Raw genomic sequence first — 13,227 nt, forward strand, 5'->3', positions numbered from 1 at the left:
TTGCCCTCCGAGATTGACAGATTTAGGGGCGCTGGCTATACTTGAAATGTTAAAATGCAAATCGGATAAAACGTTGATGAAATGAAGTACGCCGGAGCATGGCTCCCTCAGAGAACGGATTCCGTTACGAATACAATCGTAATGGCTGCGAGAATCCGGAAGACAGACCGGCGGAAAGCTGATTTCGGAGTGCGGGGACAATCCCGCCGGGGGCGCCCGTTAACAGCCGCGACAAGGCGATCGCCAGCAGTTGTCCCATGCATATGGGCAGGGCGATAACCAGGGTGGTACCGCGATAATAATCGTCCCTGAATTCATTCAGGGGCGTTTTTGTGTTTTCCGGCAGAAGTGCCGAATTAATGAGAAGACGGGAGCTGTACATGATGAAAGCAAGTGAAATCCGTTCCAAATGGCTGCAGTTTTTTGAGAGCAAAGGCCACAAAATCGAGCCCAGCGCATCGCTGGTGCCCCATAATGACCCATCCCTGCTGTGGATTAACGCCGGTATGGCGCCGCTGAAGGCCTACTTCGACGGCCGGGAAATTCCTGAGAATCCCCGCCTGGCCAACTCGCAGAAATGTATCCGCACCAATGATATCGAGAATGTGGGCAAGACTCGCCGCCACCACACGTTTTTTGAAATGCTGGGGAACTTCTCCATCGGCGACTACTTTAAAGAAGAAGCGATCACCTGGGCTTGGGAGTTCCTGACCGGCAAGGAATGGATCGGCTTTGATCCGGAGCGCATTTCCGTGACGGTGTACGCTGAGGATGAAGAAGCCTTCAAGCTATGGAATGAAAAGGTAGGACTGCCTGCAGAACGCATCATTAAGCTGGGAGATGAGAACTTCTGGGATATTGGCGAAGGTCCTTGTGGACCTTGCTCAGAAATTTTCTATGACCGCGGTGAAGCTTACGGCAACGACATGAGTGATCCGGAAATGTATCCGGGCGGGGAAAATGAGCGTTGGCTCGAAGTGTGGAACCTGGTGTTCTCCCAGTTCAACCATAACAAGGACGGCAGCTATACACCGCTTCCGAATAAGAATATTGATACCGGAGCGGGTCTGGAGCGTCTGGCTTCCATCCTGCAGGATGTCGATTCCAACTTCGATACGGACCTGTTCCAGCCGGTGATCCAGAAGACGGCGAAGCTGGCCAAAGTTACCTATAAAGACAACTTGGAGCAGGATATCGCACTTAAGGTGATTGCTGACCATATCCGTACTGTTACTTTTGCAGTAGGCGACGGTGTGCTTCCTTCCAATGAAGGACGCGGCTATATTATCCGCCGTTTGCTCCGCCGTGCGGTCCGTTACGGTAAGACGCTGGGTCTGGATCGTCCGTTCCTGTATGAGCTGACGGAAACCGTCGGTGAGGTTATGGGTGTGTACTATCCATCCATTCTAGACAACCGGGAGTATATCGCAAAAATCATCCGTACGGAAGAGGAGCGTTTCCACGAAACCTTGTCCGACGGTCTGGCCATTCTTGGCGAGCTTACCGCCAAGGCAAAGACGGAAGGCCTTACTGCCATCGCTGGAGCAGATGCCTTTAAACTTTATGATACGTACGGCTTCCCGTTTGACCTTACGGAAGATTTTGCATCCGAGCAAGGACTTACTGTAGACCGTGAAGGCTTTGATGCTGCGATGCAGGAACAGCGTGACCGGGCCAGAGCTGCCCGCCAGGATGGAGCCAGCATGAAGATTCAGGGCGGCGCGCTTGCTGAGCTGACGGTTAAAAGTGAATTTGTTGGTTATAATGACTCCGTAACAGAGTCAAAAATACTTGCTATTGTTGTCGGCGGTGAACTTGTCGATACAGCCGGTGAAGGTACCGAGTGCCAGGTGATTTTGGAATCAACACCGTTCTACGCTGAAAGCGGCGGACAGGTCAGTGACACCGGCCTGCTTACCGGAGGCTCTGTCACTGCCAAGGTAACCGGATTGTTCAAAGCACCGCATGGCCAGCATGTTCATCTGGTTACTGTTGAAGCCGGGGAGCTGAAGGTAGGCGAGAGTATCCGCGCGCAAGTGAACCGCGAGCAGCGCGAGGATATCGTGAAGAACCATACGGCAACCCACTTGCTGCATAAAGCGCTCAAGGAAGTATTGGGCGGCCATGTGAACCAAGCCGGGTCTTTAGTAGAAGGCGCACGTTTGCGTTTTGACTTCTCGCATTTCGGCGCAATTACGCCGGAGGAGCTGAGTGATATTGAGCATCGCGTAAATGCTCAAATCTGGCGCGGCCTGGATGTCGTGATCGAGAGCAAGCCGATTGAAGAAGCCAAAGCAATGGGGGCAATGGCCCTATTCGGTGAGAAGTACGGCAATGTGGTACGTGTCGTTCAGGTGGGTGATTACAGTCTTGAACTGTGCGGCGGCTGCCATGTGTCCAACACCTCGCAAATTGGAATCTTCAAGCTGGTCAGCGAGAGCGGCATCGGCTCCGGCGTACGCCGGATTGAAGCTGTTACCGGCCGTTATGCTTATGAGTTCACGGAGAGCCAGCTTGATCTGCTGAAGCAGTCGGCAGGTTTGCTGAAATCCTCCCTGAATGATGTGCCGAAGCGGATTGACGCGCTGCATGCCCAGGTTCGTGAGCTTGCCCGTGAAAATGAGTCGCTGCAGTCCAAGCTGAGCGCTACCTTTGCGGCAGAACTGACAAGCAGCGTGAAGACAGTGGGCGGCGGTACACAGCTGCTGGCTGTTGCTGTTCAAGCCGGCAATATGGATGCCCTGCGCTCCACGGCCGATGAACTGAAATCCAAGCTGCCTGATGCTGTACTTGTGCTGGGTGCAGCGATGGACGATAAGGTCAACTTTGTAGTCGCAGTACCTCAGGAGCTGGTGAAGAAAGGCTTCCATGCCGGCAAGCTGGTCAAAGAGGTTGCTGCGGTATGCGGCGGCGGCGGCGGCGGACGGCCGGATATGGCCCAAGCCGGCGGTAAAGATGCCTCCAAGCTTGGCGAAGCACTTGTTAAGGCTGAAGAGCTGGTAGCTGCACTGGCGTAAACATTTGGCTACCGGGATTCCCAAGGTAGCTGTCAACTAACACTAAGGCAGATCAGCCCTAGGCTGATACGCTGCCTGCGAACAAGGTAAAAGCATGTGAGACAGAGAAGCAGCGGTACTGAGTGCTCCATATCAGTGCCGCTGCTTTATTCAAAAAAATAAAAAGTTTTGAATTTTTGCGAATATTCGCCTTTCATGGTATTCTGCAATAGCTTAAAAGCCAAAAAAATCTATATTAATGTAGATGAAATGCCAAAAAAAGCGTTATTATTGTGGCAGGATTTCCTCGTTGGGGCATGAATATGTTATGATGAAGGCAGCAAGTAAGCTGTACAGCAGCAACTTTGCGAAGCTGCCCTTTTAGGGTGATTTTGCAGAAGGAAGGTGTCACAAATGGACTCCATGGACAAAACGGTTAAATTCAATGTGAAGGGCGATGAAAAGGAAGCTTCTCCCCAGGAAATCTTGCTCGCCGTATACGACGCGCTCGTGGAGAAAGAATATCATCCGATCAATCAGATCGTTGGATATCTTCTTTCCGGAGATCCGGCTTACATTCCGCGCCATAACAATGCGAGAAGTTTGGTCCGGAGGAAAGAACGTGATGAGCTGATTGAGGAACTGGTCCGTTTCTACCTTGCCAATCATCGGGTGGATCAGCCGAAATGAAGAAGCTGGGTCTGGATTACGGCGACCGTAGAATCGGAGTCGCCACAAGCGATATTTTCGGATGGACAGCCCAGGCTCTAGAGACGATTGAGCGCCGCGGAAACGGGAATGAGTTCGAACGGATCCGCGAACTGGTGAAAGAGCACGAAATTGGAGAAATTGTGGTGGGGCTTCCGAAAAATATGAATGGCTCAGTTGGACCGCGTGGTGAAATCTGTATAGAATTCGCCGGCCAGCTGCGGGAACAACTCGAATTACCCGTACACCTTTGGGATGAGCGTCTGACGACAGTATCCGCTGAGCGGGTGCTGATTGAAGGGGACGTCAGCCGGAAGAAACGCAAAGGGATTGTGGACAAATTGGCCGCAGCCTTGATTTTGCAAAATTTTTTGGATGCTAACAGTAAAAGGTGAGGGGTGCGCGGATATGACAAACGAGCAGATCGGCCAAGAAGAAGAACCGGAAATCATCTATATTCCCGATGAGGAAGGTAATGAAGAGGAATTTGAGGTCATCATGAAGTTTGAAGTCGACGGTTCGGATGCAAAGTATATGATGGTGGTTCCACTCGATTCCGAGGATGAAGAGAGCGATGAGGTGTATGCGTTCCGTTACGAGGAAGATGGTGACGACCTGCAGCTCTTCATGATCGAGAATGACGAAGAATGGGCCATTGTTGAAGAGACTTTCAATACTTTGGTAGACGAATTGGACGGAGGAGCCGAGAATGACTGATTTTTCCGCCGAACAAGCGGTATGGACATCTAAGCTCAAAGAAATATACGGAGAAACAGTAGAACTGGAAGACGAGCAGGGTAAATCTTCCGTTTACGATATTATTGCCGAGTTTGAAGTCGGTGACCGCGCATATGCGGTGCTGACCGGTTCCGGAAAAGACGCGGAGCAGGAGATTCTGCGGATTGTAGTTTCGCCTGACGGTCTTCCGGAGCTGGAGAGCATCGTTGACGATGAAGAGTGGGAAGATATTTCCGAGCTGTATGATGAGCTGACTTTTCCCGCAGAGGACACGGAATAAGCATCTTTATCTGTATGCAACATTATGTTGAGCATGAAGAGGGCGGAATTTTCCGCGCTCTTTTTGCTTGATATACGACCATAAAAGGTTGATGCAGCGTTCTCATGAAATTTATGTTGAATTTAAGACAATACAATTTTATACTTTATAGTCGGAAAGTGAGGAATCACATTTGAAAGCCGCAATCCGCGCTGTGCTCATTATTATCCTTTTGCTGGCATTGGCAGGAGGGGGAGGAGCATGGTATATCTGGAATGGCATGCAGCCGGTAGAGCCTGCAGGGCCAGCCGTCACGTTTACGATAGAGAAGGGCATGGGGAGTGCGGAAATCGCCAGCCTGCTCGAAGATAACGGCATTATACGTAACGGAATGTTCTTTAGGGGATATCTGAAATGGGTCAAGGAAGGGTCAAGCTTCAAGGCAGGCACCTATACGGCAAGTCCAGGGGACACCTATGATGAGCTGATTACCCGGCTGAATGCCGGGGATGTAGTGAAGGAAGATACGGTGGTGTTCACCATTCCCGAAGGATTCACGGCGAAGCAGATAGCAGAGAAGCTTGCAGAGGCTTGGAACCAGCCGGCCGATGTGTTTCTGAAAATGATGAACTCGGGGGCAGGGCTGACTGCGGTAAATACACTGAAGATTCCCGAGGACGCTAGTTTACGGCACCGGCTTGAGGGCTATTTGTTCCCGGAAACGTATGAGCTGGCCAAGGATAGTACACCGCAAGAGGTTGTTGAAGCCATGCTGGAGCAGTTGACGAAGAAGCTGGACAGTATTCCGGATTGGCAGGCACAGCTTGCGGAGCGCGGATTGTCGCTGCATGAACTGCTGACCGTAGCTTCTCTCGTGGAGCGGGAGGTAGTTGTGGACGAAGAACGTCCGCTTGTAGCCGGTGTTATTTACAACAGGCTGAAGAAAGGCCAGAACCTGGAGATCGACGCAACTGTCCAGTATCTGCTGGACAAGCAGAAGGAAAGACTGCTGAATAAGGACCTGAAGGTCGAAAGCCCGTACAATACGTACCGGAACCCGGGTCTTCCACCTGGCCCTATCGGAAGTCCGGGCCTTGCATCGATTCAGGCTGCGCTTGCACCGAAAGCCTCAGAGTACTATTTCTATGTGACCAAAAAAGACGGCACGCAGGGACATCTATTTGCCAAGACCTACAAGGAACATTTAGCCAATATCAAAAAAAGTGAACAAAATCAGTAGGAAACCTGTAAAATGATAACTGTTGCCGTTCCAGGAATTCTAGTAGGCGTTTTAGAGTTTGAGGGGGAATTCTCCCTCTAATTTAAATAAATGATGATGAGCTGGGCGGATGAATTTAGGAGGAATCAACATGAATAACAAACCGGAGCTGCTGGCAACGGCGGCTTCCTTGGAAGAAGCGCGTGTATTGCTGGATGCCGGGGCAGATGCGCTCCTCATCGGGGATGACCGTTTCGGCATGCGACTTGCCGGACACTTCTCGCTGGAGGACACTGCGGCTGTCGTTAGTCTGGCTCACGGCAAAGGCCGCAAGGTGTATGCCGGTCTTGGCGGGCTGATGACGAACCGTCTGCTGGATGAGCTTCCTGCTTATGTGAAGGCGATCGGTGAGCTTGGCGTTGACGGCATTGAATTCGGAGATCCTGCCGTGCTGGCGGCTGTGAAGCATGAAGCGCCGGGCATGAAGCTGCACTGGAATGCGGAAATGACCTCGACCAATTATGCCACTGCGAACTATTGGGGCCGCAAGGGAGCTTCGCGTGTCGTTCTGGCCCGTGAATTGAATATGGATGAGATGACGGATATGGTACCGCTGCTGGATATCGAAGCCCAGGTACAGGTCCACGGCATGACGAATATATACCATTCCAAACGCAAGCTGGTAGAGAGCTATATGTCGCATCAAGGCTGTCCGAGTGAAGGCGGAAGCCTTGGTAAGGAGCGCGGCTTATTCCTGATTGAAGCAGAGCGCCAGAATGAGAAGTTTCCGATTTATGAAGATGTCAACGGGACACATATTATGAGTTCCGACGATATTTGCATTCTGGAGGACCTTCATCTGCTGCTGGGTGCCGGAGTACACAGCCTGAAGATTGAAGGGCTGCTGAAGCCAGCTGCCTACAATGCCGCTGTAGTTAAGGCTTACCGCCATGCGATAGACCTCTACACCGCTGATCCGGCAGGTTATGCGTTCCAGGAGGAATGGATGGACGGAATCCGGGCGCTGCAGGATCCTGAGCGTGAACTGACATTCGGCTTTTTCTACAAGGAACAGGTATATTAAAATATAAATAAGCAATGACTCAGCTTTTTAAAATAGCTTGTTGTTTAAGCAACATAAAGGTGTAGCAGTGGAGGGGAAGTTTGGAACTGTAGGAGCGATAGCGTACGCCTTTAGGTTTGGATTTCTACCGTGGCTAACGGTTCAAATCAGGAAATCCAAACCTAACAGCGGCCGGAAGTCCAAACATTCCCCGCAGCTGCGTCCAGCACCAGAATGGAAGGTTTTTAAGCTATTTTAACAGGTGAGGAATATGGAGGGGAGAACAGGAATGGGAACCATGACAAAGCCTAAGTTTAAGGGCAAACGTTACCGTCTGGACAAACCGGAGCTCCTAGCTCCGGCGGGTAATCTGGAAAAATTGAAATTCGCCGTGCATTATGGTGCGGATGCAGTATATATTGGAGGCCAGAAATACGGCCTGCGATCCGGAGCGGATAACTTCAGCTTTGAAGAAATGCGTGAGGGCGTGGAATTCGCCAAGAAATACGGGGCCAAGGTATTTGTTGCCACCAATATCTATGCCCATAACGAAGATATCGCCGGGATTGAAGAATACCTGCGCAATCTATATGAAGCCGGGATTGCCGCCATTATTGTAGCGGATCCGGCCATCGTCGATACCGCGCGCCGCCTGGTGCCGGGCCTAGAGGTGCATCTCAGTACCCAGCAGTCCACACTGAACTGGCAGGCTGTCTCTTTCTGGAAAGAGGAAGGTCTGCCGCGTGTTGTACTGGGCCGTGAGACCAGCCTTGAAGAGATTGCCGAGATCAAAGCACATGTGGACATCGAGATCGAGAGCTTTATCCACGGAGCCATGTGCTCCTCGTATTCCGGTCGCTGCGTGCTGTCGAATCACTTCACGGACCGCGACTCTAACCGCGGCGGCTGCTGCCAGTCGTGCCGCTGGAAATACGACCTGTTCGAAGATGCCCGCCCGGAAGGTGCATGGGTATCTGAGGAAGAACAGGCTGAAGCCCTTTCGTCCCCGCAGCCTCTTGAGCTTGGTGTAACCCAGCTTCCACTGCATCAGCCGGAGGATAACCAGTTCTCGATGGGCTCCAAGGATTTGTGCATGCTGGAGAGCATTCCTGAACTGATTGAGGCGGGCATTGACAGCTTCAAAATTGAAGGCCGGATGAAGTCGATTCACTATGTGGCGACTGTAGTCAACGCCTACCGTAAGGCCATTGATGCTTACATGGCCGATCCGGAAGGGTATGAGCTGAAGCCGGAGTGGCTGGAAGAGCTGCAAAAAGCGGCAAACCGTCCGCTGAACACCGGATTTTTCTACGATACCCCGGATCATGAGGATCATATCTATGAGCCGGAGGAAAAAGCGGCTCCTTATGATTTTGCCGGATTGGTGCTGGAGTATGATGCCGAAAGCGGCATGGCTCTAATTCAGCAGCGCAACAACTTCAAGCCGGGGCAGGAAGTGGAGTTCTTCGGCCCGGACAACACCTTCTTCAAGCAGACCGTCGGAGAGCTGTGGGATGAAGAAGGCAACCGGCTTGACGTTGCCCGCCACCCGCTTCAGCGTGTCCGCATGAAGGTAGACCAGCCGGTAGCTTATTTCGATATGATGCGGAAGAGAAAATAATATTATTATTTATTTTACAAGGGATGCTCTTATTTTTTTGAAGAGCATCTCTTTTTTTTGCGCTCCCGCCAAAATTCGGGATATTCTTAGGAAATATAAAATATTCTCTGGGAATTTGTAAAGAAAACTAAGAAAAAAGACCCAATATGCCGATATATATTCCGTGAACGCTTACATACATCTTCTAAACTAATTGGTAGGTGATGGTAATGGGGGCTCCCGAGCGTGAAAAAAGAGGAGAACAGCAGAAAGGGAGAAGGATGAGAGTGGGGAAGAACAAGAAGAAACCGGTGTCAGTACAAAAAGCAGAGACAAACCGCACAAGTGAAACACAGACAGCAAGCAAAAGTAAGGTCAAGAAAGTGCGCGACAAGGTAACCCTTAAGGGGGTACTACATACTTCGGTGCGTCAGGTGAAAAGGGTCAACCCGCTGAAGTCAGTTGGTGTCAAGCTGTTTTTGATTTTCTTGTCTTCAATTGTTATTGTGGTACTGCTCTTGGGACTGTTGTCCTATAACAAGGCCAAGAATACGATTAAAGATAATGTATCAGAAGCTAACCGGCAGACCATTATCCAGACCTCTGATAAGCTTGATATTCTTATCAAACAGTATGAGAATCTGGCACTGCAACTGTATTTTGATTCGAAAATGCAAAGTGATTTGACGGATTTGGCTTCCGCAAGTTCCAATTATGATAAATTTGTAGCTACCGATTCAATAAGCAAGAAGCTATCCAGCCAGACGACAACGGATTCGAACATTGTGGCTATTTCACTGATTCCGCAGTCAGCGGACTATAGTGTAATTACAAGCGGCAACTCCGGACTGAAAATGGATGGAATAAGAGATCAGGATTGGTATAACACGGTTGTAGGCCGTACTCAGGAATATGAATATTATTACTCCAAGGAAACCAAAGCATCCCAGAACTACTGGTTCTCGACGGCCATTGAAGGGGATAAAGGGAAAAATATCGCGATGGTAAGATCCCTCAAAAACATGGGTTCCAATTCAGGATATGTAATCATGCTTGAACTGAAAAATACACTGCTGGAGGAAGCCTTCAAAACTGTTTCCCTCGGAGACGGCTCACGGATTCAGCTTGTGGACCCGGATGGTATAGTAGTCGCTTCTAATGTACCTGCTGATGATGGGGTGGCTTCAGAGCTAGCCTTCATCAAGGAGAGCAAGAGCAACAACGCAAGTCAGGAAGCCAGCGATGCCGACGGCAAGGATGTGCTGGCAGTGTATAATCCCTTGACCAAAGCTGACTGGAAGCTGACCGGAGTGGTGCCTACCGGCGAGCTGGTGAAGGCAGCACGTCCGATTCTGTTCACGACTTATCTGGCGGCGCTTGCCGCAGCAGCGCTTGCGGTAGTACTGGGGTTCTGGATGGTCCAAATGATCGCCAAACCGCTGGCACGCCTGAAGGATCTTATGGTTGAAGGTTCGAAAGGTGACTTGAGCGTGCGTACCGAATACGTATCTAAGGATGAGATCGGCGAACTGTCGGCCTCCTTCAATACAATGATGGAACGGATTACAGAACTGGTTGCACAGACAACGGATACAGCCCGTGAAGTGCTGGATACTGCTGGTGAGCTTGGTGAAGCTTCCCGCAAGACTGCCATTTCCGCGAAGGAAATTGCCGCTGCTACGGAAGAGATCGCCGGTGGTGCAGGAAGTTTGGCTTTGGAAGCTGAACGCGGCAATGAACTGACGGATCTGATCGCTACGCAGATGCAGAGCGTTATCGCTGCCAATGCCGAGATGGATGAGGCGGCCCGTGGTGTCGGTGAAGCCAGCGGACACGGAGCGAAGCAACTGGAAGAGCTGCTGAAGCAGACAGGCCGTACCGGAGAGATGACAACCGCGCTGGTGGATCGTGTCAACGATTTGAAAGAAACGGTATTCTCTGTAATCAAAGTGCTTGATGTGATGAAGAACATTACACAGCAGACGAACATTCTCTCATTGAATGCAACCATTGAAGCAGCAAGAGCGGGCGAAGCAGGCCGCGGATTTATGGTCGTGGCTGGGGAAGTCCGGCAGCTGGCGGATCAATCCAAGCAGTCCATTGCCCTTGTAGCCGGGATTACCGATAAAATCATGGCTGAAATGAACGAGACAGTAACTGTGCTGTCCGAAGTTGCACCGCTCTTCAAGCAGCAGATGAGTTCGGTGAAGAGCACAAGCGATATCTTCGTATCGGTTAAGGGACAGATGGAGGATTTCATTACAAGCCTCGAATCAGTGACCGGCGCCATTGGAAGCCTCAATCATTCCCAAGGTGTCCTGTCGGATGCCATGGGCAACGTAAGTGCGGTAGCGCAGCAATCCTCGGCCACTTCGGAAGAGGTAGCCTCACTCAGCAGCGAGCAGCAGAACGTGAGCGATCACCTCGTTTCGCTGTCAGGCAAGCTGGAGAGCGTTTCAACTCAGCTGAAGGATAAGCTGGCGCTGTTTACCATCAAATAAATCATAGAGTTACGCAGGTTTTTGAGCCGATAAGGCCGTTTCTTCCACAGGAAGAAGCGGCCTTTTCCGCTTTAACAGGTTTCAATGCTTTGGCAAAGGGTTTATGGAACCAATCTGCGAAGTTAACTTGGAACTTTGCGTGCTATCTTCTTGTACAACCACACACTAACACGTATAATGATTTTGTTAGGCAAATTGTTATGAATATAAGAAAAGTTAGGTAAACGCCATTGAAGGAGAAGGGCCGTATGAAGGGTAAACGCAAATACAACTGGTGGTCCTTTATCGGGGATATGAGCATGGAACGCAAGCTACTCCTCGTCTTTCTGATTATCATTACACTCCCGCTTTCTTTTATCAGTGTAATCAGCTTCAAGAGCTACTCCAAGTCCATCGAGTATAATACCATTGCTTATTCAGAAAAGCTGATTGATCAAATGATGGACGGGATTGATGACTACATAGAGGATATGAAACGAATCTCATCCATGCCCGCTTATGTAAACGATATCAAGCAGAACCTGCTGCGCTCAAACCGTTATTATGAGCAGAAGCAGGCCATGACGGGCAAGACGGACAGTTCTTCGATTGCACCCGGTGATTTTGATCTTTTGCTGTCTATACAGCGGGGGATCGAAGGAAATATATCCTTCATCAACAATATCAAACGGGGCACGAATTCCGTGTATATTTTTGACGGCTATGGCAACGGTTATTATTCGGCCAAAGACGGAGGCGTCCGGTTGGATCTGAAGCAAAGCTACAAGTTCTGGAGCGAGCAGGCCAAGTATTCCAGCGGGGAAGCACTGCTTTTCGGCACTCAGGCATACACAAGCAATCTGCAAAGCACCCGGTATGCATTCACGGTTGTCCGTAAAATTGTCGACGGCCTCTGGAATCCAATCGGACTGATCGCGGTGGATGCCAATATCAGCAACATGGAAAATCAAGTTGCTGAACTGGATAAGGTTACGCACGGTAAGTCATTAATTGTGGATGAGAACGGAAAAGTTGTGTATGACAGCGATCAGAAGCTGCTGACGACGGATATTTCACACACGTTGCTGTACCGTAAGGCGCAGGGCAGCGCCGGGAGCTTCTACGATACGGTGTCCGGCAGGGATAGACTGAATATATATTCAAGCTCCTCCAAGACCAATTGGAAAGTGATTATCTCCATTCCGGTCGATGAGTTGACCCGCGATGTGAAGCTGACCCGCAATGTGACCTTTGCCGCAACGCTGATTATCATTGTGCTGGCGCTGATTATTTCGATTATTTTATCCTTTGCTTTGACCAAACCGTTGACTCAATTGATTCAGCTAATGAAAAAAGTGCAGCACGGCGATCTTGATGTCACCTTCCGAGTCAAACGCCGGGATGAAATTGGCCTGCTGGGTCACCAGTTCAACCGGATGCTTGCCCGGATCAGGCAGCTGATCGAGGATATCTACCGGATTGAAGAACAGAAGAAGGAGGCGGAGCTGCAGGCGCTGCAGAGCCAGATCAATCCTCACTTCATCTATAACACACTGGAGACTATCCGCATGACTGCAGAGCTTAATGACGATGTGGAAGCCGCCGACATGATCTCCATACTGGGCAAGCTGCTGCGTTACAGCACGAGTGAATTAACCGGCAAAACGACGATGAAGCAGGAACTGCTGTATGTGCGCAACTACGTAGAGCTGCTGGGCAGCCGTTATCCCGGACGTTTCCTGCTGGAGATCGATGTCCCGGAGGAGCTTAACGAATACTCCATCATTAAGCTGGTCTTCCAGCCGATCATAGAGAACGCTGCTTATCACGGATTGGATGACAGCAAGCCGCAGATGCATCTCAGCATTAAATGTGAGATTACGGAGCATAAGCTGCTGTTTCATATCAGCGATGACGGCTGTGGTATGGATCAGGACACGCTGGACAAGCTCAATGACAGCCTGAAACGTGAGACACCTCGAAAGAAAAGCATCAATGGAGGAATCGGTATGAAAAATGTGCACCAGCGTGTACAGCTGCATTATGGTGCGGGTTACGGCATTGAAGTGTTCAGTGAGGCCGGGAAAGGGACGGATGTAATCTTATCCCTGCCACTGCTGGAGCCAAGCGAACGGACGGATGGCGAGAGCTAGAGAGAGGGGGA

The 13,227-nt window shown here is 50.4% G+C and carries 10 protein-coding genes; all 10 read left to right on the forward strand.

Annotation, left to right across the window (positions count from 1 at the left end):
• The first annotated feature begins 383 nt into the window (after nt 1-383).
• The 10 genes from alaS (at nt 384) to NSS79_RS08595 (ending at nt 13,216) form a co-directional block, all read left to right on the forward strand.
• Nucleotides 384-3,017 carry an alanine--tRNA ligase gene (alaS, locus tag NSS79_RS08550; RefSeq protein ID WP_342440330.1) on the forward strand — a complete coding sequence of 878 codons (2,634 nt, stop codon included), beginning with the start codon at nt 384-386 and terminating at the stop codon, nt 3,015-3,017.
• A gap of 393 nt (nt 3,018-3,410) precedes the next feature.
• Complete coding sequence (locus NSS79_RS08555) at nt 3,411-3,686, forward strand: IreB family regulatory phosphoprotein (protein ID WP_036696603.1); 276 nt, start codon at nt 3,411-3,413, stop codon at nt 3,684-3,686.
• Nucleotides 3,683-4,099: a Holliday junction resolvase RuvX gene (gene ruvX, locus NSS79_RS08560; protein ID WP_342439017.1), complete on the forward strand. Its 417-nt coding sequence runs from the start codon at nt 3,683-3,685 to the stop codon at nt 4,097-4,099. Before NSS79_RS08555 ends, ruvX begins: the two co-directional genes overlap by 4 nt.
• Nucleotides 4,100-4,112: 13 nt before the next feature.
• Nucleotides 4,113-4,421 (forward strand): DUF1292 domain-containing protein, encoded by a 309-nt coding sequence (locus tag NSS79_RS08565; RefSeq protein ID WP_038588104.1) that lies wholly within the window; start codon nt 4,113-4,115, stop codon nt 4,419-4,421.
• On the forward strand, nt 4,414-4,722 hold the full coding sequence (locus NSS79_RS08570; RefSeq protein WP_342439018.1) for a DUF1292 domain-containing protein: 309 nt from the start codon (nt 4,414-4,416) through the stop codon (nt 4,720-4,722). The genes NSS79_RS08565 and NSS79_RS08570 overlap by 8 nt, the downstream gene beginning before the upstream one ends.
• A 172-nt stretch (nt 4,723-4,894) precedes the next feature.
• Nucleotides 4,895-5,941 carry an endolytic transglycosylase MltG gene (gene mltG, locus NSS79_RS08575; RefSeq protein ID WP_342439019.1) on the forward strand — a complete coding sequence of 349 codons (1,047 nt, stop codon included), beginning with the start codon at nt 4,895-4,897 and terminating at the stop codon, nt 5,939-5,941.
• A 130-nt stretch (nt 5,942-6,071) separates the two neighbouring features.
• Entirely contained in the window at nt 6,072-7,004 is a 933-nt protein-coding gene (locus tag NSS79_RS08580; protein WP_342439020.1) for a peptidase U32 family protein, read from the forward strand.
• A gap of 268 nt (nt 7,005-7,272) precedes the next feature.
• A complete protein-coding gene (locus NSS79_RS08585) occupies nt 7,273-8,604 on the forward strand; it encodes a U32 family peptidase (RefSeq protein ID WP_342439021.1) in 1,332 nt (443 codons plus the stop codon).
• Nucleotides 8,605-8,864: 260 nt separating this feature from the next.
• Nucleotides 8,865-11,084 carry a methyl-accepting chemotaxis protein gene (locus tag NSS79_RS08590; RefSeq protein WP_342439022.1) on the forward strand — a complete coding sequence of 740 codons (2,220 nt, stop codon included), beginning with the start codon at nt 8,865-8,867 and terminating at the stop codon, nt 11,082-11,084.
• Between the two features lie 248 nt (nt 11,085-11,332).
• The gene (locus NSS79_RS08595; protein WP_342439023.1) at nt 11,333-13,216 is read left to right on the forward strand and encodes a sensor histidine kinase; all 1,884 of its coding nucleotides are present in this window, start codon (nt 11,333-11,335) and stop codon (nt 13,214-13,216) included.
• Nucleotides 13,217-13,227 lie beyond the last annotated feature (11 nt).

Source organism: Paenibacillus sp. FSL L8-0436, from assembly GCF_038593025.1.
Lineage (GTDB): Bacteria > Bacillota > Bacilli > Paenibacillales > Paenibacillaceae > Paenibacillus_AQ.

Coding starts and splice junctions, on each gene's coding strand:
- NSS79_RS08585 (WP_342439021.1), top strand. CDS start 7,273: ATGGGAACCATGACAAAGCCTAAGTTTAAGGGCAAACGTTACCGTCTG.
- NSS79_RS08565 (WP_038588104.1), top strand. CDS start 4,113: ATGACAAACGAGCAGATCGGCCAAGAAGAAGAACCGGAAATCATCTAT.
- NSS79_RS08590 (WP_342439022.1), top strand. CDS start 8,865: ATGAGAGTGGGGAAGAACAAGAAGAAACCGGTGTCAGTACAAAAAGCA.
- NSS79_RS08580 (WP_342439020.1), top strand. CDS start 6,072: ATGAATAACAAACCGGAGCTGCTGGCAACGGCGGCTTCCTTGGAAGAA.
- NSS79_RS08555 (WP_036696603.1), top strand. CDS start 3,411: ATGGACTCCATGGACAAAACGGTTAAATTCAATGTGAAGGGCGATGAA.
- NSS79_RS08570 (WP_342439018.1), top strand. CDS start 4,414: ATGACTGATTTTTCCGCCGAACAAGCGGTATGGACATCTAAGCTCAAA.
- NSS79_RS08595 (WP_342439023.1), top strand. CDS start 11,333: ATGAAGGGTAAACGCAAATACAACTGGTGGTCCTTTATCGGGGATATG.
- ruvX (WP_342439017.1), top strand. CDS start 3,683: ATGAAGAAGCTGGGTCTGGATTACGGCGACCGTAGAATCGGAGTCGCC.
- alaS (WP_342440330.1), top strand. CDS start 384: ATGAAAGCAAGTGAAATCCGTTCCAAATGGCTGCAGTTTTTTGAGAGC.